This window comes from Pantoea phosphatilytica (genome assembly GCF_051025615.1).
Taxonomy (GTDB): Bacteria; Pseudomonadota; Gammaproteobacteria; order Enterobacterales; family Enterobacteriaceae; genus Pantoea.
Genome location: NZ_JBPFDF010000004.1, coordinates 22,308 through 48,225, shown reverse-complemented (window position 1 = coordinate 48,225; position 25,918 = coordinate 22,308). Strand labels below are relative to the sequence as shown.

The 25,918-nt window shown below is 57.4% G+C and carries 24 protein-coding genes and 1 riboswitch; of the genes, 8 read left to right on the top strand and 16 right to left on the bottom strand.

Features of this window, described 5'->3' with window-relative positions; genetic code table 11:
* The first annotated feature begins 118 nt into the window (after positions 1–118).
* Positions 119–1,321: an MFS transporter gene (locus ACR6AS_RS15200; RefSeq protein ID WP_293772661.1), complete on the top strand. Its 1,203-nt coding sequence runs from the start codon at positions 119–121 to the stop codon at positions 1,319–1,321.
* Positions 1,322–1,571: 250 nt separating this feature from the next.
* Here ACR6AS_RS15200 and ACR6AS_RS15195 read toward each other — a convergent pair whose 3' ends face one another.
* From ACR6AS_RS15195 to ACR6AS_RS15185, 3 genes are all read right to left on the bottom strand, one after another.
* Positions 1,572–2,051, bottom strand: a complete 480-nt coding sequence (locus tag ACR6AS_RS15195; RefSeq protein WP_434162804.1) for an Hcp family type VI secretion system effector — start codon at positions 2,049–2,051, stop codon at positions 1,572–1,574.
* Positions 2,052–2,283: 232 nt separating this feature from the next.
* Positions 2,284–2,976 (bottom strand): hypothetical protein, encoded by a 693-nt coding sequence (locus tag ACR6AS_RS15190; RefSeq protein ID WP_434162802.1) that lies wholly within the window; start codon positions 2,974–2,976, stop codon positions 2,284–2,286.
* A gap of 598 nt (positions 2,977–3,574) precedes the next feature.
* Entirely contained in the window at positions 3,575–4,492 is a 918-nt protein-coding gene (locus ACR6AS_RS15185) for a LysR family transcriptional regulator (RefSeq protein WP_288474346.1), read from the bottom strand.
* A gap of 159 nt (positions 4,493–4,651) precedes the next feature.
* On the opposite strand from ACR6AS_RS15185, the gene ACR6AS_RS15180 reads away from it, so the two are divergent.
* A complete protein-coding gene (locus tag ACR6AS_RS15180) occupies positions 4,652–5,332 on the top strand; it encodes a type 1 glutamine amidotransferase domain-containing protein (protein WP_434162800.1) in 681 nt (226 codons plus the stop codon).
* Positions 5,333–6,352: 1,020 nt separating this feature from the next.
* A complete protein-coding gene (locus ACR6AS_RS15175; RefSeq protein WP_111139549.1) occupies positions 6,353–6,877 on the top strand; it encodes a phenolic acid decarboxylase in 525 nt (174 codons plus the stop codon).
* Positions 6,878–6,896: 19 nt separating this feature from the next.
* Here ACR6AS_RS15175 and clcA read toward each other — a convergent pair whose 3' ends face one another.
* Positions 6,897–8,285, bottom strand: coding sequence for a H(+)/Cl(-) exchange transporter ClcA (clcA, locus tag ACR6AS_RS15170; protein ID WP_111139548.1), 1,389 nt, complete (start codon positions 8,283–8,285; stop codon positions 6,897–6,899).
* A 514-nt stretch (positions 8,286–8,799) separates the two neighbouring features.
* Between clcA and ACR6AS_RS15165 the strand changes: the two genes are divergently transcribed.
* Together ACR6AS_RS15165 and ACR6AS_RS15160 are read left to right on the top strand one after the other, a co-directional pair.
* Positions 8,800–10,026 (top strand): FAD-dependent oxidoreductase, encoded by a 1,227-nt coding sequence (locus tag ACR6AS_RS15165; RefSeq protein WP_111139547.1) that lies wholly within the window; start codon positions 8,800–8,802, stop codon positions 10,024–10,026.
* Positions 10,027–10,178: 152 nt separating this feature from the next.
* On the top strand, positions 10,179–11,954 hold the full coding sequence (locus ACR6AS_RS15160; RefSeq protein WP_434162796.1) for a sensor domain-containing phosphodiesterase: 1,776 nt from the start codon (positions 10,179–10,181) through the stop codon (positions 11,952–11,954).
* A gap of 33 nt (positions 11,955–11,987) precedes the next feature.
* Here the strand turns inward: ACR6AS_RS15160 and ACR6AS_RS15155 are convergent, their stop codons facing one another.
* From ACR6AS_RS15155 to ascF, 6 genes are all read right to left on the bottom strand, one after another.
* Positions 11,988–12,923 (bottom strand): ABC transporter substrate-binding protein, encoded by a 936-nt coding sequence (locus ACR6AS_RS15155; protein ID WP_111139562.1) that lies wholly within the window; start codon positions 12,921–12,923, stop codon positions 11,988–11,990.
* 23 nt (positions 12,924–12,946) lie between these two features.
* Entirely contained in the window at positions 12,947–13,708 is a 762-nt protein-coding gene (locus ACR6AS_RS15150; RefSeq protein ID WP_111139545.1) for an ABC transporter permease, read from the bottom strand.
* On the bottom strand, positions 13,705–14,445 hold the full coding sequence (locus ACR6AS_RS15145) for an ABC transporter ATP-binding protein (RefSeq protein ID WP_434162793.1): 741 nt from the start codon (positions 14,443–14,445) through the stop codon (positions 13,705–13,707). Before ACR6AS_RS15145 ends, ACR6AS_RS15150 begins: the two co-directional genes overlap by 4 nt.
* Complete coding sequence (gene tenA, locus ACR6AS_RS15140) at positions 14,442–15,143, bottom strand: thiaminase II (RefSeq protein WP_434162790.1); 702 nt, start codon at positions 15,141–15,143, stop codon at positions 14,442–14,444. Before tenA ends, ACR6AS_RS15145 begins: the two co-directional genes overlap by 4 nt.
* 70 nt (positions 15,144–15,213) lie before the next feature.
* A riboswitch (TPP riboswitch) is annotated at positions 15,214–15,316 on the bottom strand.
* A 101-nt stretch (positions 15,317–15,417) separates the two neighbouring features.
* Positions 15,418–16,848, bottom strand: a complete 1,431-nt coding sequence (locus ACR6AS_RS15135; RefSeq protein ID WP_111139542.1) for a 6-phospho-beta-glucosidase — start codon at positions 16,846–16,848, stop codon at positions 15,418–15,420.
* 37 nt (positions 16,849–16,885) lie between these two features.
* Positions 16,886–18,334 carry a PTS cellobiose/arbutin/salicin transporter subunit IIBC gene (ascF, locus tag ACR6AS_RS15130; protein ID WP_418798971.1) on the bottom strand — a complete coding sequence of 483 codons (1,449 nt, stop codon included), beginning with the start codon at positions 18,332–18,334 and terminating at the stop codon, positions 16,886–16,888.
* A gap of 258 nt (positions 18,335–18,592) precedes the next feature.
* Between ascF and ACR6AS_RS15125 the strand changes: the two genes are divergently transcribed.
* Entirely contained in the window at positions 18,593–19,609 is a 1,017-nt protein-coding gene (locus tag ACR6AS_RS15125) for a LacI family DNA-binding transcriptional regulator (protein ID WP_434162787.1), read from the top strand.
* Here the strand turns inward: ACR6AS_RS15125 and ACR6AS_RS15120 are convergent.
* A complete protein-coding gene (locus tag ACR6AS_RS15120) occupies positions 19,588–20,355 on the bottom strand; it encodes a DeoR family transcriptional regulator (protein ID WP_434162785.1) in 768 nt (255 codons plus the stop codon). The genes ACR6AS_RS15125 and ACR6AS_RS15120 overlap by 22 nt on opposite strands.
* Positions 20,356–20,420: 65 nt before the next feature.
* Entirely contained in the window at positions 20,421–21,683 is a 1,263-nt protein-coding gene (locus ACR6AS_RS15115; protein WP_434162784.1) for a DUF1479 domain-containing protein, read from the bottom strand.
* 253 nt (positions 21,684–21,936) lie between these two features.
* Between ACR6AS_RS15115 and ACR6AS_RS15110 the strand changes: the two genes are divergently transcribed.
* Positions 21,937–22,758, top strand: a complete 822-nt coding sequence (locus tag ACR6AS_RS15110; RefSeq protein ID WP_434162783.1) for a Cof-type HAD-IIB family hydrolase — start codon at positions 21,937–21,939, stop codon at positions 22,756–22,758.
* A 29-nt stretch (positions 22,759–22,787) separates the two neighbouring features.
* On the opposite strand, the gene ACR6AS_RS15105 is transcribed toward ACR6AS_RS15110, so the two are convergent.
* Positions 22,788–23,180 carry a winged helix-turn-helix transcriptional regulator gene (locus ACR6AS_RS15105; protein WP_293772745.1) on the bottom strand — a complete coding sequence of 131 codons (393 nt, stop codon included), beginning with the start codon at positions 23,178–23,180 and terminating at the stop codon, positions 22,788–22,790.
* A 109-nt stretch (positions 23,181–23,289) separates the two neighbouring features.
* Here ACR6AS_RS15105 and ACR6AS_RS15100 point away from each other — a divergent pair, with 109 nt between their 5' ends.
* Positions 23,290–24,339 (top strand): NAD(P)-dependent alcohol dehydrogenase, encoded by a 1,050-nt coding sequence (locus tag ACR6AS_RS15100; RefSeq protein ID WP_111139535.1) that lies wholly within the window; start codon positions 23,290–23,292, stop codon positions 24,337–24,339.
* A gap of 207 nt (positions 24,340–24,546) precedes the next feature.
* Here ACR6AS_RS15100 and ACR6AS_RS15095 read toward each other — a convergent pair whose 3' ends face one another.
* The 3 genes from ACR6AS_RS15095 to ACR6AS_RS15085 all read right to left on the bottom strand — a co-directional run bounded on the left by ACR6AS_RS15095 (position 24,547) and on the right by ACR6AS_RS15085 (position 25,795).
* Positions 24,547–25,233: a RipA family octameric membrane protein gene (locus ACR6AS_RS15095; RefSeq protein ID WP_434162779.1), complete on the bottom strand. Its 687-nt coding sequence runs from the start codon at positions 25,231–25,233 to the stop codon at positions 24,547–24,549.
* A 92-nt stretch (positions 25,234–25,325) separates the two neighbouring features.
* Positions 25,326–25,568, bottom strand: coding sequence for a hypothetical protein (locus tag ACR6AS_RS15090; RefSeq protein WP_434162776.1), 243 nt, complete (start codon positions 25,566–25,568; stop codon positions 25,326–25,328).
* A gap of 2 nt (positions 25,569–25,570) precedes the next feature.
* On the bottom strand, positions 25,571–25,795 hold the full coding sequence (locus tag ACR6AS_RS15085; protein WP_111139532.1) for a hypothetical protein: 225 nt from the start codon (positions 25,793–25,795) through the stop codon (positions 25,571–25,573).
* Between the last annotated feature and the right edge of the window lie 123 nt (positions 25,796–25,918).

The following is a 25,918-nucleotide window of genomic DNA, read 5'->3' as shown; positions in this document are numbered from 1 at the left end:
CGGATGGCCTTTTTCATTTTGTTACTATAACGAAATGTGACTTTCCTCGTTGTAACACATAATTTCCCTTTTAACCGAAGCGCAACAGTCTTTAACACTTACCTTCCAGGGAAACACTATGTCTCAGCGTTCACTCTTCGCGCTCTGTCTGATGAGCTTTTTTCTGGCCGACGTCCGCGACGGTCTGGGGCCATTTCTGGGCATTTTTCTGACGGAGCGACACTGGCGTCCTGACGAGATCGGTCTGGTGATGACCTGTGGCGGCATCGCCGGCCTTCTCGCCACGCTTCCGGCCGGGATCGCCGCCGACGCCACCCGCCATAAAAAGATGATCGTGCTGGTGGGCTGCCTGGTCATTACCGTGGCAACGCTGCTGCTGTGGTACAGCAATCAGACCTGGACGGCGATGATGTCGCAGATCGTCGCGGGCATTGCGGCGGCCTTTATCGGCCCGACCGTGGCAGGGATCACGCTGGGGCTGACCGGTCAGCGCGGCTTTAACCAGCAGATGGGCCGCAACGAAGCCTTCAATCATGGCGGTAACACCATTGCGGCCTTACTGGCCGGGTTCTCTGCCTGGTACTGGGGAATGGGGGCCGTGTTCATTCTGATGACGGTCATGGCGATCTTCGCCGCCTTCGCCACGCTGGCGATACGCGGGGATGAGATCGATAACGAGGTCGCGCGTGGCTATGAACAGCATGAGGAACGCCAGCCCGCGCTGAGCCTGGGCGTGCTGATGCGCAAACCGGCGCTGCTGGTCGCTGGATTGACGCTCCTGCTGTTCCATCTGGCCAATGCCGCGCTGCTGCCGATGCTGAGCATGCGCGTCGCCTCAGCGGGAGGGCAGGCGGCGGTCAGTCCTGGTCTCTATGCGGCGGCCACGGTGGTGATCTCGCAGTTGGTCATGATCCCGGTCGCGCTGTGGGTTTCTAAGCGGGTTGAATCGCACGGTTTTCGCCTGTTCATCCTGATTGCCCTGATGATTCTGCCGCTGCGCGCCGTTATCGCGGCGAGTTTTGCCGGGCCGATCTTTGTGATTCCCGTTCAGGTATTGGATGGCGTTGCGGCCGGGATCCTCGGCGTGGCGGTGCCGGGTTATATCGTCTCCCTGCTGCGCGGAACGGGACACGTCAACGCCGGTCAGAGTGTCATTATGCTGATGCAGGGCGCAGGCGCGGCGCTGAGCCCCGCGATGACCGGGATGATCGCTGCGCGCTACTCCTACAGCACCGCTTTTGCAGTCCTCGGCGTCATCGCTCTGGCCGCGCTGATTCTGTGGTGGCGCACCGGCCATTCTCCCACTGCCCGGCTCGCCTGAGTCTGCAGAGAAAAGGCTGCCTTAAGGGCAGCCTTTTTTACGGGTGCCGCCGGAGAAGAAGTCATGAATTGATGGCATGCGCCTGGGTAAAGCAGCGGATCATCAAAAATCTTCCGGGCAATTAAAAAGACATGGCAGACCAGCAACGGGCGACCCGGAATCCTGACGTCGACACGTTCACTGCTGGCAGGCAGGTGAGCACAGTGACCGCCCGCGCACTGGCTTATGCTGCCAGGTTTGCACCTGATTGTTAACTCCTTGCCAGTTCATTCCACGAGTCACGGTAAAGTATGTTGCCATCAACATATTTCCAGGTGATAGCCTGATAGCGTAATTCCAGTGTCTCAAGGTGCGTGCTGCTCAGCCCATTGGGGGCGAGATAAGGCGAGACGGTGGTTATTTTTATATTCTCAAGCAGGATGTTAAAATACTCGGCCTCCGTGCCTGACTCAGTAATGCGGTACATTTTAATGACGCCTTTTTTAAACGTCCGGCCTTCACAGACACCGCGATAAAGAATGGGCGTTGTCCTGTCAAACTCCTTCACGATGGTGACGGGACTGTGAACGCGCGTTCCCGTTAATTTCCCCCATGACGGATCGACTGGTATCGTGACATGGTGTGAGAATGATTTTAATTCGATGGAGCCGAGCCGGAGCGGCATCTGGCAACTGCCTATGCTGGGTGAGCCCTTTTCATCTTCGAGCCATAAGTGAGCGGGTGTGGACATGTTATTTCCTTATTATTTCAGCCTGAAAAGTCTCTGTCACCATTTAAACCAGCGGTAAAAGAAAGTGATAACAAATACAGCAAAAACAGGTATGGGCCATAAAGGCGCAGTCGGGAAAAGCTGAAAAAGTATCATGGCGAAAGTAAAAATAATAAAAGCTGGCCCATAGATATAAAAAGATGACTTAAAGATCCTTTTCAATAGCCGGAACAGTAAATTCCCCATTGACTGATTACCTTATCATGTTGACAATAATATTGATGATATCTTTGTCGGATGTCTGGCCCCCTTTTAGTGCGCCGGATCTTTCGAATAGTGGGTCAATTAAGAAATACATCATTTCCAGTTCACAGGAATACAATGCAGCATAGTAAGCTGGTAGTGAGAATTGCAATTTACTTGCGCAATCAGCCGCTTTTTGAATAACACCATACACCCCTAACGCCGCGGTTATACTAGCTGTTCTGGCACCAACAAGTGCACTCATATCGAGGCTGAGTTTCATGCCAGCAGCCACGACTGCTGCCACCGCCAGTACAAAGCCATATTGCGTAAGGTGGCTGGCAGCAATATGTACGTTGAGTGCCATCAATGATTTTTTTATGTAATCCATTTGACTATTGGTTCCGTAGCGGAAAATTTCTTCGAAATATATTTTTAGCATCTCCTTTACAATATCTGCCTGGCCGAGGATTTTGATCGCGTCTATGGCAAATCTTGCATCTTCACTTCTCTGTTGCTGGCAGACCGTCTGATATTCTGTCGTGAAACATGATGTGTAAAAGAGGGCTCGCTGCAGGCCTGCTCCAACCGTTTCTATCTGATGTAAGACGGCATTGCTTACCCCATGAAAGGCATGGTCAAGTTTATTTGCCAGGATGTCATTTGCCTGTAAATAGCTTATTATTTGATTGTTGTGTAGCACAACCACGTCCTTTTGGTTATCTCATTTCTGCGTTATTTAACCTAAAGGCCATTTGGTTTTATGTAAATACGCCTGGCGTGTCTGAGATGCGCGTGATCAATTTACACAGGCAGGTCTGAGTCAATTGTGTGATCTGACTCGTGAAAAGGCTGCCCTGATATACCATTTTCGTCGTGCGGGGGGGATAACGTAAGGAGGGCGGTGAGTGAATATGCAGGTGTCACTTTCTGAAAATTACCCATAAAGAAATTTCGCTGTCAAAGCAGCATTAATCAGACGGTTCATTATGTTGCCAGCGATTAAAGGTTAATCGGGGTGATAATCCATTCTCTTCCCGCTCTACCTTAATGTGCTGGTTCGCCAGAAGAGTACAGAAAAAATGAACGCGTGACTTTTCTTACCCATTCGTATCAACCTGACCAGACTTAAAGAATTATTTGCAACCCGAGGCAGAGGCCAGTAATTAAGTGTGGCAGTAAACAGGTTCCGCCTGCTCATCGCCACATTCCTGATGTCCAGACCGCCACGCCTTTATGCTTTGAGGATGCAGCGCTTAACCCTAAGACCCATTTTTCTTGCGGCACATAACGGCGTCCGATCACCCGTTTATCAGCGGATCGGCGAGTGCCTGCGCCGTTTCCACCATCAGCGAACGGAACCAGCGATGGGCCGGATCGTCGCGATAGCGCGCATGCCAGCCCATCTCTACCGGGAAAGTACCAAGGTCGACCGGCGCGGGCACAATCCGGAGACGCGTGTCTCTCGACAGATGCTGGCAGATAAGGCGCGGCAGGGTGGCACAGTAGTCCGTTACGGCGATCATTTCAGGCACAGCCAGAAAGTGAGTGACCGAAACGGCAACCTGACGACGCAGGCCACGCTGTTCCAGCGCCTGATACAGACCAGCACGCATACGGCCGGGCGGCAGGACGTTGACGTGCCTGAGCTGCTCATAGAGATCGGCGCTGAGGGTGTCGCCCACCAGCGGATGGTCAGCGCGGACGACGCAGGCCAGCCCCTCATTCATCAGGTGCTGGACCACCAGATTGTCGGGAGGATCAACGATACGCCCCAGTACCATATCGGTATTACCGGAAATCACGCCGGTTTCGGTGACGTCATTACCAAACGGCGTCAGGCGCAGGCGAATGCCGGGCGCACAGACCCGCAGGCGTGCCACAATCGCGGGCATCATAATGAACTCGACGTAGCTGTTCGGCGCGAGTGTAAAGAGGCGGGTTGCCTGAAGCGGATCAAAGTCCTGCTGACCAAGAATGACATTATCGATAGAGGAGAGCGCAACACTCACCACCTGCGCCAGCTGCTCTGCTTTTGGCGTCGGCCGCATCCCGTAACGTTCACGGATAAATAGCGGATCGTTGAGGGTGTCGCGAAGCCGGTTGAGCGCATTGGAGAGCGCGGGCTGCGTAATACCCAGCCGCTCGGCGGCGCGGGTGACGTTGCGCTCTTCCATCATCACCAGCAGTACGGGCAGTAAATTCAGGTCATATTTCATTGAGCTATAATGATTTGTGAATAGCTGAAATTGAAGAAATAAATTACATAAATAGTCGGGAGCCCGCCATAGTTAATGGGTCAACGCAGAAGGGGGCGATGCAAACGCCGATTCTGACAATTCCTGAACCTCAACCACTGACTGTGAAATGGAGCGGAAATGAAAATTTTAATGGTTTTGACCTCGCATGATGAGTTGGGTAACACTGGTAAGAAGACCGGTTTCTGGCTGGAAGAGCTTGCCGCACCTTACTATGCGTTTCTGGATGCGGGTGCAGAGATTACGCTGGCCTCTCCGAAAGGGGGTCAGCCTCCCCTGGATCCGAAAAGTGATGAACCTGATTCTCAGACGGATGAGACCCGCCGCTTCCATGCCGACAGCGAAGCGCAGGCCGCGCTGGCCTCAACCGTGCCGCTGAATACCGTCGATCAGGCCGCTTTCGATGCCGTTTTCTATCCGGGCGGTCACGGGCCTCTGTGGGATCTGGCGAACGACGCGCACTCCATCTCGCTGATTGAGCAGACCCTGCAGGCGGGCAAACCCGTTGCGCTGGTCTGTCATGCGCCTGGCGTGCTGCGTCATGTTAAAAATGCGGATGGCACACCGCTGGTTAACGGTAAGAAGGTCACCGGCTTCACTAATAGCGAAGAAGAGGGCGTTGGCCTGACCGACGTGGTGCCGTTCCTGGTGGAAGATGCCCTCAAAGAGAAGGGCGGCCTCTATTCACGCGGGGATGACTGGCAATCCTACACCGTGCAGGACGGCCTGCTGATCACCGGACAGAACCCCGGCTCCTCAGCGGAAACCGCGAAACTACTGCTGTCGAATCTGGCAAAATAAGCAAAGAGTCGTTCTGAGAGGGCGCCTGCGGGCGCCTTTTTTTATTGCATCAGATTGCAGAATAAATAGTGACCCGCTGAACTATCTGGAACGAATAGAATAGCCTTTTTGTTAATGCTATCCGTTATAAAAAAGGGCATATCTGGTCTTAAAAACGCTATTAAGCGCAATTAACTGAAAATTTAAACATGGTTTTAAAACCAGTGTTGACAACCCTTTTTATCTGCGTAGATTAAGAGTTGTCAGCGGCGTATAGCTGTCCTGATTAATCAGAACTGAAAGGGTTCTGAGTCAACGGTACCGGTGAGCGATTGTATTTTTGTAACCGGTGTTTCTGTTAACAACCATGTCAGACACTGTTCGTTAATTACTGATAACCCTGTTAAATTGAGTCGAAGTTAAGCAGTATCGCGTCGCGATGATGTCAGGCCTCGTAGTTCTGAACGTGACTTTACGACAGGATACGATTGCGGTTTAAACGTCGTAATGAAAGTAAGGCAACGCATCAAAGAGTATATATCGCGATGGGGGTGTGCAGATTTATACGGGCCTGACCTGTCTTCGTTTCATAAAAGACTATCAGGTGGTTAAAACCGTTAATAACAGCGACATTTTAAACCTGTTCGCTTTTATCCGCAGAATCTGTTCATTAATAGCAGTACCTGAGTTGTATCTTTTAATTAAGTCAGTTAATGGTAAATGTTAAATCGGTAGTAACCTGAAAGCCCTGGCTGTCTCAGTCAGGGCTTTTCTCTTTCTGGCGTTCGGGTGCGGTAATCCGCCAGCGACAACCTTTACCGCGCGCAGGCTCTCTCTCTGTCTCAGGACAGCTCCCATCTTTCCTGCGCGGGATAGCCTGTTCAGGACTGTCCGCTGTTTCAGGTCAGTAATCACCGCCGTCTGGATAGAGGGGGTGGCGAAACGCCTCCGTTACGCCATAGTCAATAACTAACGATGCACGCTCCTGTTTGTTCTTATGCCATGTGCGCCCGTCTGAGGCGCCAGATTACCGAGGTTAAAATGTCTACAGATTCCCCAGAGGCTATCTCCAGCGATCTCTCACGGTTCGTTGGCACGCATTTTGTCTATACCTATGATAATGGCTGGAAATATGAGTGGTACGCGCGAAACGAAACCACCTGCGACTACCGGATCCATCAGGGGCTGGTGGGCGGCCGTTGGGTCACTCATCAGACGATGCACGCCGTACAGTTTGCGCCAGGGATCTACAAAGTAGACTGGCACGAGCCGACCGGCACCTGTGTCAGTCTGCTGTTTGACCTGAATCGCACCCTGTTGCACGGGACAATTTTCTTCCCGCAGTGGATTGCCGGAGAAGGGCAGCATCCGGAGAAAACCATCTGCTATCAGAACGACTTTATTGAGGATATGCACCGCTTCCGCGACGAAGGCCCGGCTTACCCCTACGTGATTATTCCTGAGTTTGCGAAAGTGACTTATATGAAGAATGAAGGGCCGGATAACGATCAGGTGATCAATCAGGCACCGGGACAGATGCCTGCTGACTATTTCGATGATAAATAGCTGAGCGGTTTACCCGCCCTTAGGGGCGGGTTGTTTCGGCTTGGCGGGCCAGCGTGCGGGCCAGGATAGAAGAGTAGAGCGGTTTTCCGCCCATAAACTGCGCCAGCAGCGTAGCACCCAGACAGGTGATGATCATCGGCAGGATAAGCTGGTAATTATCGGTCATCTCCAGCACCAGAACGATGCCGGTCAGCGGTGCGCGAACCGACGCCGCAAACAGGGCGCCCATGCCCGCAATCGCAAAGGTTCCCGCTTCCAGATGGTAAAAGGGGAACAGGTCCGTCATGACCACGCCAAAGGCGGTGCCCAGCAGCGTGCCCAGCGCCAGCATCGGCGCGAAAATGCCGCCGGGCGCGCCGGAGCCAAAGCAGAGCAGGGTGGTGACCAGCCTGACCACGAAAATCACCAGCAGCAGCGTGAGCGGGAAAACGCCATGAACCGCCTGGGGGATTAGTTCTGAACCTCCGCCTGCACCCGGCGCAAACATCAGCGCCAGGATGCCGCAGCCGCCGCCCAGCAGCGCCCCCGCCAGCACCACGCGCGCCGTTTTTCCGGCATAAAAGCGGGCAAACAGATCCTGCGTCAGAAAGATCAGGCGATTAAACAGCACGCCGACCATGCCGATAATCATCCCCAGCATCAGATAGAGCCAGAGGGTCTGCACCGGCGCATCCGCCAGTTTACCCACCGAGATCACCGCCAGTTCACCGTTGAAACAGCGGAACACGATGCTTGCCATAATCACGCCGGTAAAAACGGCTTTTATCGAGATCAGGTTATAGCGAAACTGCGGGCGCATCTCCTCGATGATAAACAGGATGCCCGCCAGCGGCGCATTAAAGGCGGCAGCCAGACCCGCCGCTGCGCCGGTTGCCAGCAGGGTATGCCGCGCTTCGTTACTGCGCATCCCGATGAGGTCGATCACCATCCGGCCAATGTTGCCGCCAAGCTGAACGGTGGGACCTTCCCGGCCCAGCACCATCCCGGCTCCCAGTGTGCCCATGCCGCCGAAGAACTTCACCGGAATGACCCGCCACCAGCGTACAGGCCGCAGCTCTTCCAGCGCCCCTTCGATTTCAGGAATACCGGAGCCGCCCGCCTCCGGGGCAAAGCGCCTGACCAGAAAATAGCCCACCATCGCCAGCAGTGCGGAGATAGCGAAGGCGGCGGCATAGATCGTCCAGCCCGGAAACTGTTCGGCGATCAGTGTCCCGGCCCGCCACTGCTGGATGGCTTCGACGGCGCGGGCAAACGCCACGCCTGCCAGGCCGACCAGCGTGCCGACCAGCGCGGCACAGAACAGCATGGCCAGCGGCGTTTTATCCCGATAGAGCAGCGCGCGAAACATGCGGCTGCGCGCCGCGATGGAGCGGGGAACATAAACCGACTGCGGTGATTCTTCATTCATTGAGAGGCATTCTTGTTCAACCAGACCAGCGCCCCAGTTTACTGAGAGACCGGGTGAAAACAAACGGCAGGATCAATTTCATTCGGGGAAAAAGAGTGACTGTCAGTGTGGTGGACAAACCACTTGCGCCATCCGTTCGCGGTAGGCTGGGTCAGGCTGATTTTCAGTGCCAGCGCGGCGGCCATGCGCGGGGCCTGATTCTGCCGTTTGGCGAGGAACCGCTGCCACAGCTGTCAGCAAAGAGAGCGGGCCGGGATTGCCTCGTCTGACCATGTTCGCAGGCACTCAGCGGCTGACGCAGGGGCCACTCTCTGCGGGGCTAACCGCGCGAGAACCTTCAGGAAAGCGTCGGGCGATTCAATCGCACACGCCTGACGTTAACGACAGCCGCGGGACGGGTCAGGCAGATCGCGGCGGGGCGTGCTTTGCTAGGCAGAGTACCCTGCGCCCACAGCGGCAAAGCCGAGCGGTTACTGCAATACTCATAGCACGACTGGCGCGAAAGGGAGCTGACATGCAGCCACATTCCACTGAAATTCTTACCGCCGACTGCTGTATCGTGGGCGGTGGCCCGGCCGGCCTGATGCTGGGCTATCTGTTTGCCCGCGCGGGGTTGCGTGTGGTGGTCATCGAAAAGCACGCCGACTTTCTCCACGATTTTCGCGGAGACACCATTCATCCGTCGACGCTGGAGATCATGCATCAGCTCGGACTGCTGGAGGCTTTTCTGCGGCTGCCGCATCAGCGTGCTGAAAAGCTGGAGGCGGAAATCGCAGGCGAGAATGTCACGATGGCGGACTTCTCCCGCCTGCCGGTTCAGTGTCGCTTTATCGCCTTTATGCCACAGTGGGATTTTCTGAACTTTATGGCGGAGCAGAGCGCCCGCTATCCCGGCTTCACGCTGCTGCAATCCACCGCGTTCGAGTCGCTCAACGAGGAGAATGGCCGGGTCAGCGGCCTCACGGCGAAACGCGGCAACCAGCAACTGCATATCCGCTGCAGCCTGGTGATCGGTGCGGATGGCCGTCATTCGCGCGTCCGTGAAGCCGCCGGGCTGACAGGACAGGCGTTTGGTGCCGCACGCGATGTGATCTGGTTCCGCCTGAGCAAGCAGCCGCAGGATCCCGAACTGGGCATGGGCCACAAAGGGCCGCGCCAGAACTTTATCGTTATCGATCGCGGCGCGTACTGGCAGTGCGGCCTGACCATTCCCAAAGGGGAGTTTGAGGCAAAGCAGGCCGCCGGGCTGGCGGCTTTTAAGGCGGAGGTGGCGGCATTGTCGCCGTTTGACACGACGCGGATGACAGAAATCAGCAGCTGGGACGCATTTAAGCTACTTTCAATACGCATCGATCGGCTGGACAGCTGGGCGAGACCCGGCGTGCTCTGCATTGGCGATGCGGCGCATGCGATGTCGCCAATTGGCGGGGTGGGCGTTAATCTGGCTATTCAGGACGCTGTGGCGACGGCAAATCTGCTGGCCGCGCCCCTGAAACGGGGCGAGCTGTCGCTGCGCGACCTGGAGAAAGTGCAGAAACGCCGCCAGTTTCCGACCGTCGCTACCCAGTTCCTGCAGATTAAAATGAGCCGCAGCAAAGCCAGACGAAAAGCGACGCAGGGCAGCAAGGTGCCCGGCATCATCCGTCGCCTGCCGTTTCTGCGTTTTCTGCTGGGTCGCCTGATTGGACTGGGGTTCAGGATGGAGTCGCCGGATGTTGCGCACGTTGATCGACAGCGTTAAATGCTTTCGACAGTCATCCGATATCGTGCGACACTGTTTCGCCGTGAAAGTACTGTCAGATTGAGCCGCTATTTATCTGATAATTGGGCGCTAATTGAGCAATCTTAAGCGAAATTATTTTCGGTTTTTGCGCCTGCATAGGAGAGGTTTCAGTGCATAACGAGCAAAATGGCAGTGACGTAAAACGTCTGAGTGCAATTAAAGCCCTTCTCACCCCGGACGAAACCCGCGATAAGGTGCTGGAGAGGTTTGTTCATCTTGCCAGCCAGGTGCTGGGGATTTCAGGCAGCTTCATTTCGATTATTGACGATCACAATCAATACATCAAAGCGTCCCGCAACTTCGATCTGAAACAATCAACCCGTGATGAATCTCTCTGCCGTCACGTTCTTGATGGCGAAGGGCATCTGGTGGTGGTGGATACCCTGCTGGACGAGCGTTTCGTGACGCATCCGTTTGTTGAAGGCGATCCGCATATCCGTTTCTATGCCGGTGTCTCGCTGCAGAATCTGGACGGCGCCATGCTGGGCACGCTCTGCGTTACCGATACGCAGCCGCACCCCTTCAGCGATGAAAAGCTGGCCACGCTGCGTTCGCTGGCTACGCTGGTCACCTCTTTTCTGGATGCCTGGAACAACGCCGGTTTTGCCGATGTTATCACCCATCTGCCTAACCGCCCGCGCCTGATCCGCGATATCCAGCAGCTGACCATTACCGAGCCGCACAGCCGCTTTCGCCTGATCCTGATCGACTGCCTCGATATCATTCGTGCCTATGAGCTTTCGCGCGCGGTGGGCATTGCGCCAATGGAAAAACTGCTGAGGCAGATGGCGCAGGAGGCGGCACAGCGCCTGAATCTGCCGGACAACGAAAAGCTCTATACGTTTGCCCCCGGCCGGTTTGCCATTATCCAGCCCTATTCGGGCCGCTACACCGCCCACGCCATTCCCGACCTGTTCAGGGGGATGAAGGCCGATCTGGCGGAGAATATCACCCTGGATCTGGATGTTTTCGCCGGTGAAACCGAGTTCGTGCCGGGTCAGATGGATGCCAACGAGACGGTGCGGCAGGCGGTCAGTGCGCTGCATGAGGCGATCGATGAAGAGATCAGCGCCATGTCGTTTGACGAGAGTTACGACACCCGGCGCAACGATGATTTTATGATCATGAACGACCTCGCACAGGCGCTGAAGAAAGATGAAGAGCTTTACCTGGCCTGGCAGCCCAAGGTCTGCCTCAGAACCGGTAAGACGGTCGGCCTGGAAGCCCTGATCCGCTGGAACCATCCTGAGCGCGGTGAACTTTTCCCGTCTGAATTCATTCCGTTAGCGGGGAAAACCAACCTGATCTCGGATCTGACGAACTGGGTCATCGACCACACCGTTGCGCAGCTGGCGCAGTGGAATCGTGAATATAACCTGATCCCGGTGTCAATCAACGTCAGCGAACGCGACTTCAGCCGTCCTGATTTTGCCGATCGGCTGGTGGCAAAACTGGCCGCGGTGCAGCTGCCGAACGCGATTCTGGGCATCGAATGTCTGGAGAATGAACTGATCACCCGCAGCAATGTGGGGATCGACGGGCTGACCGCGCTGAAATCGCACGGCTTCGTCATCTCTCTGGACGATTTCGGCGTGGGTTACAGCAATATCAGCTATCTGCAGGATATCCCGCTGGATGTGATCAAAATCGATCGCTCGCTGATCTCGCGGATGTGTGAGGATGAGGCGTCAAAAATCATCGTCAGATGCATCATTCAGATGCTGAAAGAGCTGAACTACACCGTGCTTGCGGAAGGCGTCGAGTCCGAGTCTACGCTGGCGTTGCTGAAAACCTACGGCTGCGATCAAATCCAGGGCTACTTCTTCTCGAAACCGCTCCCCGCCAGCGACATTGAGCACTGGCTTCTGCCGAAGTTGCCCGCCTGAATCCGCCCGCAGCGCGGGCTGCGGGCGGGTTTCTCACTCACTGCCGGTGGCGTAACGCTCAACCGGCGTGATTTTTTTAATCAGTTTGTTCGCAAACAGAAACTGCTCATAGGCCTGATAGCGGGCGCGATCCAGTTTTGCCGGATCGGCCGCAAACCGCGGCAGCGTGGCGCGCCAGGCCTCGTGATTCAGCGGTGTGTTCAGTTCCGGATGCAGGCGGGCAAACGCCTGCCAGCTCGCTTCAGGATGCGCCTGCAGCTCCGCATTCCCCTTCTTCAGCGCGCGCAGGAATTTCCGGATCTTCTCTGCATGCGCCTCATCCCGGTTGGCGACGATGATCAGCTCGTCATAGGCCGGTACTCCATAATCCTCGATGTTAAAGACCACCGGATCTTTTCCCTGCTGCTTCAGTTCCAGCGCCTCAATATTGCGATAGCCGCCGATCACCGCGTCCACCTGGCCGGTCAGCAGAGCGCTGGTCAGCTGAAAATTGACGTTAACCAGTTTCACCTGGTCGCTGGCAGTGCCGTTGTGCGCCAGCATGGTCGCCAGCGTCGCCTGTTCGATGCCGCTGACGGAGTAGCCGATGCGCTTGCCTTTTAAATCGCCCGGCTGCCGGATGGATTTATCCAGCGTCATCAGGGTGTTCAGAGGCGTATTCACCAGCGTGCCGACCCGCATCAGCGGCAGGCCCTGATCGGCAAAGAAGTGCAGCTGCGGCTGATAGGTGATGGCCAGATCGGCCTGTTTCGCGGCCACCAGACGCGGCGGCAGCGCAGGGTCGGAGGGCGGGATCATCGTCACCTCCAGCCCCTCAGCGGCAAAGGCCCCGCTCTGCTGGGCCACCATCAGAGGCGCGTGATCGGGATTGATATACCAGTCGAGCACCAGCGTCAGTTTTTCCATCGTCTGCGCCTGAGCGGCGAGAGAGGCGCTGAACAGCAGGGTAAACAGAGGCATTTTTGTCATGGGGTTTCTCATCAGTGAGGTCATTAAGGCGTTTCCGGTGCCCAGGCGATCAGGCGGCGCAGCAGACGATCGAGGATCAGCCACAGGGCCAGCGTCATCAGCACCAGAATAAACAGGGCGGCGAAACAGAGATCACTCTGCATCCTGGCATTGGCGTTCAGCATTACGTATCCCAGCCCTTCCGCGGAACCGACCCATTCGCCAATGATGGCGCCGATGGGCGCGACGGCGGCGGCCATGCGCAGGCCGGAACCCAGCGCGGGCAACGCGGCGGGCAGCCGGACATGCCACAGCTGCGCCCCCTGTGACGCGCCCATCGTGCGGGCCAGATCGAGGTAGCCGGGCGGGACGCGACGCAGGCCGTCGAAAAAAGTGGAGGTCACGGGAAAGAAGATCACCAGTATCGCCATTGCGACTTTGGCCCCCATGCCGAAGCCAAACCAGAGCACCAGCAGGGGAGCCAGGGCAAACACCGGGATCGCCTGGCTGCTGATTACCAGCGGCATCATCCAGCGCCGCAGCCCCGGCGAAAAGGTCATACCCAGCGCCAGTGCGCCGCCCAGCAGCACACCGGCAACCATGCCGCTGAGGATTTCGGAGAGCGTGATCAGCGTGTGATGGGCTAAATAGCCCGCGTTCTGCCACAGCGCGACAGCGACCGATGGGGGCGAGGGCAGCAGAAAGGCTGGAACGGCGGTCAGTGTGGCCAGCCACCACACCGTAATCAGCCCGGCGGCGAGCATCAGGGCACGGCGAAAGCCGTCAACTCCTGCCTGTAATCTCATCCGGCTACCCTGCTCAGCTGTTTCAGCAGCGTGGCCTGACTCTGAATGACGTGGAGGTCGTCGGCGGCGCGCGGGGGTGCGCCCGCCAGGGGCGCACAGGCTTCCACGCCCGCCGGACCGATAACCAGACAACGGTGCGCGAGCCGACAGGCCTCCGCCACATCATGGGTAATCAGCAGCACGGTGTGACCGGTGAGCACGTCTGCCGCCAGCGTCTGAATCTGGCTGCGGGTCAGGGCATCCAGCGCCGAGAAGGGCTCATCCATCAGAACGATCGGCTGACGGGTGTAGAGCGTGCGTGCCAGCGCCGCACGCTGCCGCATCCCGCCGGAGAGCGTTGCGGGCCGTGCGCGGGCGCACTGGCTCAGCCCGACCCGCGCCAGCAGATGCTGCGCCCGGTCGCGATCGGGCTTTTCCCCGCGCAGGCGGCTGGTGAGGCAGACATTCTGTTCTATCGTCAGCCAGGGGTAGAGCAGATCCTGCTGACCCATCCAGGCGATGCGGCCGCTCAGCGGCATGCCGTCGCTGCCGCTGACCTGTCCGGCGGTGGGCGAAGTCAGGCCTGCGATAACCCGCATCAGGCTGCTTTTACCGACGCCGCTGGCACCGAGCAGCGCGGTGATCTTGCCGCCTGCAATCTCCAGATTGAGCTGGCTGAAGAGCGGCTGCTGCCCGAAATCCAGGCTGAGCTGGCGTACCGAAATCCCCGGCGCGCCGGATGGGATCGCCATCTTCATGCACCTTTCTCCGGGCGGGCCGCCTGGTTCAGGCCCATCTGCCAGAAGGCTGACTCCAGCCGGGTCGCCGTGGTGAAGATCGCCGACAGCTGGTCAAAGCGTGCTTCACCAGCGCATGCGTCCGCCAGGCGTTCAAACAGGGAGAGTGAGCGGCTGACGCCCGCCAGATAGGTCTCATCGCCATAGTTCTCTATCCACGCCGCACAGGGGTTGCCCTCAAAGCACGTCGCCGGGTCGTGCAGCAGGCTCAGGCCGATCTCGGCGTACCCGGCAACGCACGGCATCAGCGCCGTCAGCAGTGCCAGCGCATCCCCGGTGTGGCCGACATCCAGCACATAGCGGGTGTAGTTCAGCGTCTCCATTGCTTCGGGTTCGTCTGACATCGCGGCTTCGCTGATACCCCATTGCTGACAGTAGGCCTGATGTAACGGCAGTTCACTGATGATGGCGTTAAGTGAGGCGGTTGCATGGCGCAGCGCCTCAGGATCGGTAAGCTTGCTGATCAGCAGGCCCCAGGCGCGGGCAAAGTGCAGCAGGAACTGGTAGTCCTGCACCAGATAATGGCGGAAGGCGGCGGCGGGCAGCGTGCCCTGGCCGAGCTGCTGCACAAAGTCATGCCTGACATAGGCGTGCCAGTGCGGCCCCGCCTGCTGGCGCAGACGGCCATAAAAGCCGGTGTCGAAAAGCGGATGTGACATAGGATCTCCGGTTGTCAGGGAGATCCGGGCATACGGTCTGGAACAGGGGATAATGCAGGCAATGAGGCAGTAGATTCTGCCGACCCGTCCCTTCGCTGGCATGACCCAGATCAGGTTCAAAGGGTTCGGCTTGCGCCATCTCAGCCCGTTACAGGACACCCCTCGGAGACAGTGGTTATACGATAATTTCTGCCGGAGCACAATCGGCAGAGAGGCCGTTCAGCGTCTCAGCCTCTGCGGCGGCCGGGTCCGTTACCGGCCCTGAGTGACGTTGTCACTCCAGATCGCCGCCGTTGCTGGCGATCACTTTCCTGTACCACCAGAATGATTTCTTTCGTGTGCGCGCCAGCGTGCCGTTACCGCGATCGTCGCGGTCAACGTAGACAAATCCGTAGCGTTTGCTCATCTCACCCGTTGAGGCCGCTACCAGGTCGATGCAGCCCCAGCTGGTGTAGCCCAGCACCGGCACGCCATCTTCAATCGCCTCTCCCATTGCGCGGATATGTTCACGAAGATAGCTGATGCGGTAGTCATCGTCGATCCCGCCGTTATCGTCGATTTCGTCGCGCGCGCCCAGGCCATTTTCCACCAGGAACAGCGGCTTCTGATAGCGGTCATACATCATGTTCATGGTAATGCGCAGACCAAGCGGGTCGATGCCCCAGCCCCATTCACTGCGTGGCACATGCGGGTTAGTCAGGGATTTCACCACATTGGCGGCGCTGCTGTTCTGCTCGTTCATCTCTGCCGAGGCGCAGCGTGAGGCGTAATAGCTGAACGAGACAAAATCAACGCTGTTCTTCAGGATCTCATCATCCCCCTCGGCGACATCAAGAGTGATCCCCTTTTCCCGGAACAGGCGGGCGGCATAGGCGGGATACGCCCCCCGCGCCTGCACATCGATGAAGAAGAGGTTCTCGCGATCCTTTTCCAGTGCCGCCCAGACATCTTCCGGTTTGCTTGACCAGGGGTAGAAGTTTCCGCCCGCCAGCATACAGCCGACCTGATTCGCCGGGTTTATTTCATGGGCGATGCGTGTCACCAGCGCGCTGGCGACCAGTTCATGATGCGCCGCCTGATACTTTACCTGCTCCTGATTCTCGCCCGGTTCGAACACCAGGCCCGCGCCGGAAAAGGGGCTGTGCAGCAGAATGTTGATCTCGTTGAAGGTCAGCCAGTACTTCACCAGGCCATTAAAGGCTTCGAAGCAGGTGCGGGCGTAGCGGGCAAAGAAGTCGACCATCTTCCGGTTACGCCATGAGCCATATTCGGTAACCAGATGCATCGGCACGTCAAAGTGGCAGAGTGTCACCAGCGGTTCGATATGATATTTCCGGCACTCCTCAAATACTGCGCGGTAAAAGGCGATGCCCGCCGGATTCGGCTCCGGCTCATCGCCGTTGGGATAGAGACGGCTCCAGGCAATCGAGGTGCGGAACACGCTGAACCCCATCTCCGCCATCAGCGCAATATCTTCCCGAAAGCGGTGATAGAAATCGATAGCCTCATGGCTGGGATAGAACTCATCGTCACGCAGGGTAAATCGCTTTTCCAGCCCCAGCTTGACCGGCATACGATGCGGCCCGTGCGGGATCATATCGACGGTGGTTAAGCCTTTTCCGCCCTCGCGAAAACCGCCTTCACTCTGGTTCGCGGCCAGCGCGCCACCCCATAAAAATCCTTGCGGAAACCTTGATTCAGACATGCAATCCTCTTTGTTCTGGTCGCGTTGACCGGTTCCTTTAATGGCTGTTAACCGCACTGGTGCGTTCAGTCACGGATGATGGCTGCGGTGCAGCCTGCGGTTCGGTCTCCGGGATATCCTCGAAACCCAGCAGCAGCGTCAGGACAAACGACAGCACCACCGACAGCACCATCACCGCGCCGACCCAGACAATCGTCATCGGATTGGCAGGATCGAAGAACTGGACGCTGGTAAAGAGGCCCGGTGAGGCCATCGAATGGCTGGCCAGTCCGCCGATTCCCGCAACTGCGCCGCAGATGAATCCGCTGATAAGACAGGCGATCAGCGGCCGTTTCAGGCGAACCGCAACGCCATACAGCGCCGGTTCTGAAATGCCCGCCACAATGGCGGAGGCGGCTGCGGCCAGCGCGGTCTGGCGCAGCTCGCGGTTTTTCGTGCGAAACGCCACCGCCAGGGAGGATCCGCCCAGCGACAGGTTGGCGCCAATCTCCGACGGCATCACCATGCCCTCTTTACCGGTTTCGGCGATGGTCTGAATAATGGTTGGCGTAAAGACCCGATGCATCCCGGTCATCACCAGCAGCGGCCAGATCGCCCCCATAATCGCCACGGAAAGCCAGCCGAGATAGCCATGAACGGTATAGACCAGCGCAGAGATACCGCTGCCGATCCAGATGCCAATCGGGCCAATCAGCACAATCGCGATGGGCGCGGCAATCAGCACAATCAGCATCGGTTTCAGGAAGTTTTTAGTCACGGCAGGGGTGATGCGATCCACACCGCGCTCAATGTGCGACAGGATCCAGGTCATCACCAGCGCCGGGATAACGGTGTAGGTATATTTTACCGCCGTCACCGGGATCAGGGCGAACGCCACCGGCTGCCCCTGCGCCGCTTTCGCCATCAGGTCGATAAACGTGGGATGTACCAGCACCCCGGCGATCGCGATCGCCAGCGACATGTTGGTTTTAAATTTCAGCGCCGCCGAGGCCGCGACCATAACGGGCAGGAAGAAAAATGCGCCGTCGCCAATGACGTTGAGGATCACCAGCGTGGAGGAGCCTTTCTCAAACAGCCCCGCCATATCCAGAATCATCGCCAGCAGTTTCACCATCGACCCGCCGATAATGGCCGGGATCAGTGGCGACATGGTGCCGACCAGCGCGTCCAGGATGCCGGCGCCGATGCTCCTGAGGGTGATTTTGCGTTTCACCGGCGCGGCGGATGAAGCATCGGGTGAGCCCAGCGCCAGCACCGCCTGATACGCCTGCGAGACGTTGTTTCCGATGATCACCTGACACTGCGTATCGTTATGCACCACGCCCATCACGCCGTGGATCGCTTTCAGCCTGGGGTAATCAATCTGCGCCTCATCCTTCACCACGAAGCGCAGACGGGTCATACAGTGAGTCACGGCTTCAATGTTGTTGAGGCCGCCTAGCGCATCGACGATGGCGCGTGAGGCCGCGGCATAATTTAGGGACATGATCGCTCTTCTCTGTAGGGTAAATCGGTCAAAGTTTTTATGTTTTATGCGCCTGCGGACAGGCCGATAGGAAACCGGTTTCATAAAATCATGAAGGGCTTTATCAGTCGCGGCAAGCGTGAAAATCAGGCAGTTTTCGGTTTTGTGAGGTGCATCACTTGGACGGCACGGCGGCGTCCGCGCCTGCGCCGGGATAATATTTCCAATATTGAGAGGCTTAGGTAGACTGCATGACGGACGCAGCAGAGGAGCAGCATCATGGCAACGATTCAGGAAGTGGCAAAACGGGCGGGCGTCTCAAAAGCGACCGTGTCACGCGTGCTCTCCGGCAATGGCTATGTCGGCCAGCAAAAACGGGAGCTGGTCCTGCAGGCCATCGCTGAAACCGGCTACCGGCCCAATCTGCTGGCGCGGAATCTGGCGACCCGCACCTCTCAGACGATTGGACTGGTGATCACGAACACGCTCTACAGCGGCAGCTACTTTACAGAGCTGATGGCGCACTCCGCGCGCCTCCTGGAGCAGCAGGGCCGTCAGCTTATTCTGGCGGACGGAAAACACACGGCAGAGCAGGAGCAGGCGGCGATTCAGTTTCTGCTCGATCTGCGCTGCGACGGCATCATCATCTACCCGCGTTTTCTGAGCATCGATGCCCTGGATGCGATCATCTCCAGGCATACACAGCCGATTCTGGTCATTAACCGGCGGCTGCGCGTTAATCAGAGCTACTGCATCTACAGCGATCAGCACGCCAGCAGTGCCAGGGCGGTAAGCCATCTGCTGGCGCAGGGACACAGGGAGATTGCGTTTATCACCGGATCGCTGGACTCGCCGACGGGCGTCGAGCGCCTCTCTGGCTATCGCGCCGCGCTGGCTGCGCAGGGCATTGACGCCGATCCGGACCGCATCGTGACCGGGAAATGGACGGCACAGAGCGGCATGGCCGCCGTGGATACGCTGCTGGCGCGCGGGGTGAGCTTCAGCGCGCTGGTGGCGAGCAATGATGAGATGGCGATCGGGGCGATCAAACGTCTGACGGAGTGCCGGATCGCGGTGCCTGACCAGGTGTCGGTGATTGGCTTCGATGATATCCCGCTGGCGCCCTACATCACGCCGTCGCTTTCGAGCATGAAGCTGCCGGTCACCGACATGATCGATGAGACGATCCACCGTCTGCTGACCATGCTGGATGGCGGAGACTGGCACCCACAGGCTCCCTTCACCGCCAGCCTGATGCTGCGCGATTCCGTGGCTCAGGGGCCAGGGTCTGGCTGATCTGCCGCGACCAGGCTGACCGCGATCCCCTGTTCCCGGAGTTGCGCGGCCGTTAACCTATCCAGCGTTTCGTCGGTAATTACATGTCCGACCTGATAACCGGAAGAGAGCGGATAGGGGTGAACCTGACCGAACTTAGACGCGTCGGTGAGAGCATAGCTCTCCGCGCCTTTAGAGAGGACGGCGTCCACCACATCGCAGCGCAGCATATTACGGCCGGTAAAACCGGTTTCGGGATGCCACCCATCCACCCCAACAAACGCCCGGTGAAAATGAACCTGCTGGATGGAGTAGCGGGTCAGCGGGCCGACCACTGACTCACTGCTTTTCTGCAGTAAGCCCCCCAGAACGATGACCTCGCAGGCTGCCTCACGCAGAAGCTGGGCAATGTAGTGGCTGACGGTGATCAGCGTGAGATCGGCCCGCCCGGCCAGCGCCCGCGCCAGCAGGGCGTTGGTACTGCCGCCTTCGATAAACACCGCTTCCCCGTACTGAACCAGGCTGGCCGCATAACGTGCCAGCGCCTGTTTAACCGGATAGCGGGTGTTCATGCGGGTGCCGACGTTGTCGCTGTCCAGCGCCAGCGCAGAGCCGTGCACCCGGCGCAGAAGCCGATCGCGCTCCAGCAGCGTGAGATCCTGACGCACCGTCACTTCGGATACCCCGGTAAGCTGCGCCAGCTCGCTGACCGGCACGCTGCCCCGGCTATTGACCAGTTGAATGATTTGATGATGTCGCGGGTTCATAATAGCGTTTCGCTGTAAACAGGCGTTTCAGTGTAGCAGGGTTTACCCGGCGTCCGTGCGGCGGATTAGCTCAGCCCCAGCGCCCGGCGGCCGTGAAGATTAAGGTCGGCCGGGGTAAAGCGGTTTTCCCAGGTCGCCTCATAATCCTCCGGCGGAAAGTCTCCCGGCGAGCGGCCCTGCTCCAGCGCCTGCGCGACCTGTGTGGCATAGGCGCGGTTTTTCTCACACAGGGGTGCGGCAGGAATATACATCACGTTGCCCCAGCCCTGCTGATCCTCGACCGGCGCAACGGCATGGATAACATCGCAGTGCCACCATACCGAATCGCCCGCCTCTAAAGCGGGTATCGAACAGAGTCCGGCCATCAGATGGGGATGCCACTGTTCGCTGATCGGCAACACCCGTCCGGGCGCAACGCCACACAGCTCCTCCTCCGGCACATCAGACAGCAGCGGACGCAGCAGCACATAGGCCATCGCCTGCGGCACCGGAACCACATGCAGCAGACCCTGGCCCGGGATCATATCTGAGAGCGCCGTCCAGCCCTGGAACGTACGGAACACCGAGCATTTGGTGGTGCCGGGCAGATCGTACTCATCCACTTCCGTGCGGTGCGCGGCATCCCAGGGATCGTATGCGGCAAAATCACCCTGAAAGAGCTTGCCGAAAACCTGCTGATAAGCGGGTAGCAGCCAGCGTTCCAGTGCCCCGGAATCCGTGTGCGCCCCCAGGCCTTTTGAGGTGGTGCCCGGCAACCGGCGGCGGATGCGATCGGGGTAGATAATGCTGACATCCGGATAGAACCACTGCTGACCCTGCGATTCCGATTTCCAGAGACGGTTCAGAAAAGATTGCGCGTCGGCCATCGCCGGACTCTGCCGGGCCTGCATCTGCGCCTGCGACCAGTAGATAGGGTAGATTTCGGGCCGTGAGGCGGCCAGCGAACCGAAAAAGTCATCGCCCGGCCCGCGATACTGTTGATCGAACCGGTTGTGGTCCAGATAGTCGAGCATCGACTTATCCCAGGCCAGCGCCTGCTCACGCGCAAAATGCTGCTTAATTACCACGCAGCCGCGACATTTAATCAGCGATCGGGTTTCTTCTGAAACCGTGCCTGCGGCAATCTCCTGCATCGGCACGATCGGCCAGGCGCTGCCCGTTCGCTGTTCATCGGCTTTTGCCGCTGCAATCGCTGCAGTGATGTTGTCGCACACCTGGCGGAACAGGGCATCGACATCGCCAATCTGCGTGCGCAGCTGCTGTTTTAGGGCGCGGATCGCACTTCCGACATCCTCGGGCAACGGGGTGGAACGGACGGATTTCTGCATCTCAGGCTCCTGCTGACGGGGTTGAGTTACGAACGTAATTAAAATAACCTTCATTCATAATTTACGTCCTGACGTTAACATCCTTTTAACGGAAAAAACTGTGCGTCATAACACAATGGTGGAACCGGAACGCTCCGAAAGCCGTTAGCAAAGTCACTATTTGCATTCTCATTAATTCACCCAGCGGGTAAGCTTCATAAATCAAATCAATCAGCCGAAAGGATCAGACGGCAAACACAAAGGGGCAGGTGAAATGGCGGTTAAGATGATTGCGGTGGATATGGATGGCACCTTTCTGGACGATAATAAGCAGTACAACGTTCAGCGGTTTTCACGTCAGTATGCACTGCTGAAGCAGAAAGGCATCCGCTTTGTGGTCGCCAGTGGAAACCAGTACTACCAGTTGCAGCGCTACTTCCCGGACATCAAAGATGAAATTGCGTTCGTGGCAGAAAATGGTGCCTGGGTCTCTGACTGCAATGAAGAGATCTTCTGCGGCGAGTTAGCCCAGGAGAAGGTGCATCAGATCCTGGATATCCTGGCGGATGAACCCGATATCGCGGTGGTGGTCTGTGGACGCAACAGTGCCTATATGCACAGCTCCGCGTCGGACGAGATGATGGCCCGGCTCGCGAACCACTATCACCGGCTGGAGAAACGCGATGACCTCTACGCTATCGATGACACCATCTTTAAATTCTCGCTGAAGCTGGAGCATGAAGGGGTCGATGCCCTGCTGCAGCGACTGCATGCCTCGCTGGGCGGACTGGAAAATATTATGCATCCGGTTTCAAGCGGCTTTGGCTTTATCGACCTGATTATTCCCGGCTGCCATAAAGCCCACGGTATCGCGCTGCTGCAGGAAAAATGGGGCATCAGCGACTGCGAAGTGCTGGCGATCGGTGACAGCGCCAACGATATCGAGATGCTTCGTCAGGCCTGCTTCAGCTTCTCCATGGCGAACGCGGCAGAGGCGGTGTCGGCGGTGGCGCGCTATCAGACCCAGAGTAACAACGATGAAGGCGCGCTGAATGTCATCTCACGCGTGCTGGCGCGTGAATTTCCGTTCGACTGACATCCCCCGGCGATCGGCCTGACGGCCCGTCAGCCGTCACGCTCCTGATGGCTGCGCAGATGATTCTCCATCGCATCCAGCGCAGCCTGATTCTCCAGCCCCCACTGATAGAGCTGTTCGATTGGCCCGGTAAAGGTATGCCCCAGCGCGGTCAGGCTGTACTCCACTTTGGGCGGCACCACCTGATAGACCTGCCGGGCGACCAGTCCGCGCTGTTCCAGTTCGCGCAGCGTCTGGATCAACATCTTCTTCGAAATGCCCTGCAGACTGCGCTCAAGTTCACCGGTTCGCGCCCGATGTTCCGGCCAGTGATAGAGGGCGTGCAGCACCATCGTGCTCCATTTCACCGAAAAGAGTTCCAGCAGACGACGCGGCGGTGAATCCGCATAAAAGCACAGTTTTCCTTCGACCCAGACCGGCATCAGAACCTCGCAGAGAGTGGTAACCAAAAGGTAACTACTACCAAACCGGTATCTGTATGTCTATAGTGTCCCGCTTTCTTCAGAACGACCAGGCAAGAAGAGGTAACCGATGAAAATTAACGCGCTGATAGCGACACAGCCCGACCAGCCGCTGCGTGCCGGTCAGGCAGACATTCGTGAACTGCAGGCTGACGACGTCAGAATCGAAATCCTTTACTGTGGCGTCTGCCATTCCGATCTCCATATGGCGCGCAACGAGTGGGGCGTCAGCCGCTATCCGCTGGTGCCGGGCCATGAAATCGTGGGCCGGGTCGCCGCTATCGGTGACAATGTCACTAAATTCGCCATCGGGCAGACGGTGGGGGTGGGTGTGATGGTCGACTCCTGCGGTGAATGCCACTTCTGTCAGCAGCAGGAAGAGCAATATTGTGAAGCCGGGTTCACGCCGACCTATAACGGCACCGATAAATACACCGGCCACACCACCTTTGGCGGCTATGCGCAGTATGTGATTGCCGATCAGCATTTTGTGGTCACCGTGCCGGACAATCTGGCACTGAACGCGGTGGCACCGCTGTTGTGCGCGGGCGTCACGGTCTGGTCGCCGCTGCAGCACTTCAATATTAAAGCGGGCCATCGTGTGGGGGTCGTCGGACTCGGCGGACTGGGCCACATGGCGGTGAAACTAGCCAGCGCGCTGGGCGCAGACGTTACCCTGTTTACCACGTCTCCGTCGAAAGGTGAGGATGCACTGCGACTGGGGGCAAAAAACGTGGTGGTCTCGCGCGATGCCGCACAGATGGCAGCCTGCCAGGCGTCGCTGGATATCATTCTCGACTGTGTGGCGGCGCCGCATGACCTCGATCCTTATCTGAACGCCCTGAAAACCAACGGCCAGCTGGTGCTGGTGGGCATTCCCGATCAGCCGCACCCTTCACCGAACGTCACGCCGATGGTATTCCGTCGTCTCAGCATCAGCGGTACCTCGATTGGCAGCATTCAGGAAACGCAGCAGATGCTCGACTTCTGTGGTCAGCACAACATCACGGCTGACGTGGAGATGATCACGGGCGACGCGATCGAAACCGCCTTCAACCGCATGCTGAAGGGCGATGTGAAATATCGTTTCGTTATCGATATGCAGAAAACGCACTGGTAAAATCGCGGGCCCGCTGTGACGGCGGGCTTTAATCGGGACAGGGCAGTTCGTGATGAGGGAGTCGGACTGTTTGTAGTTACAACATACTATTGGCTGATTCGTTATCACTCCCTGGCACCGGATACGCATCAGTCATGCAGAGGATTTATGGCGGCAAAAAATACCCGGCAGGGAACCGGGTATCCGGGGCATGGCTGAGGAGTCGCGTTATTCCTGCTCTTTCTCTTCGTCCTGCTTTTCCGTCTCAACGGTTACGGCAGCATGGATAAAAGGTTTGAGCAGCTGGATATCCAGGATGACATAGACCATGGTGCTGATAAACAGCGAGATCACGCTGCCGAACACACCGCTGGTGGTAAAGGTCAGATAGTTGTAGATCACCAGCCAAGTGACGCAGATAAAGAGGGCCAGCGAAATGGCGAGGTTAGGGACAGAGTAGTTACTGGTGCCACCGCCCTGGGTGTGGGTCGCCTTAAACAGGTTGCCAATTGTGTACTTTTCCAGCACCACAATAGTTTTCTCCCAGTTGCGCTGCTTCCTGGCACTGGCGCGGGTCAGGAAAAGATAGAGAATAGAGACAAAAAAGCCGGAAAAGGCGATAAGTACCGGAATCGCTTCCAGCGCATATTCAATGCTCTTGTGCGCCGTGGGCGTGCTGTTGAGATCCAGCGTCAGCGACGCCCCCAGCGCAGCATAAAGAAACAGAAACAGCAGGATAAACGTCAGGCTGCGCTTCCCGTCTTCACGCGACTCCGCCGTTTTCTGCCGGATAGCCAGATGAAGCGATTGCTGAAGCTGATGTGCTTCAGGGGAGTCTGTTTCGAAGGTGTGGCAGGGCGCAGCAAAGAAGTTGTGCATAAACAGCTCATCTTCTTCGTGAATGGTGATCTTCATCGGAAACCTGTAGTCGGGGAATTTTCCCTAGTTTAATCAGCACGGCATGAATTAACAGTAACTTTGGCTCTGCACTGCCTGACCGTGCTGACTTATGGGGCTATCAGGTTGAGCAGGCTGCTTACCACAGAATCCGTAGCAAATCCCTGCGCGCACTTCTCATCTTCCTCCCGCAGCTGCTGATAGCGCAGCTCGGCGGCTTCTGCGTTATCTGCATGGATCTCATTCCAGAGCAGGCGATAGCCATCACGGATCAGTGCGTCCTGCTGGTCCGGGCGCAGAATATTTACCGCTCTGATTACCTGATCCTTCTGAAAAAGGCGATAGTCCGGCATGGCTATTTCTCTCCAGGGTTGTCCAGCGTTTTAAACTGCTTAATCGCGTCGTTGATGTTGTTCGTTTCGACGGTGGCAATGCAGCGGTCGCCACTGAATACATCATAGCGGGCGTTGCGCAGCTGAAACAGCAGATCTCTGCCCCGGAAGTAGATACGTTTCTGTTTAACGCCAATGCCATGTCGCCGTAATAGCGCCTGTGACAGGCGATCGGTCCCTTTTATCATGCCTTCAGCTCCCCGGCAGTACGTGGTCACTGAGAGTTAACCTGATTAACATTAGTTTTATATTAAGAGAAAACCCGCCTTTAAGCAGGGTTCCCCGGTCGGTTTAAGAAAAATTACCCGCTA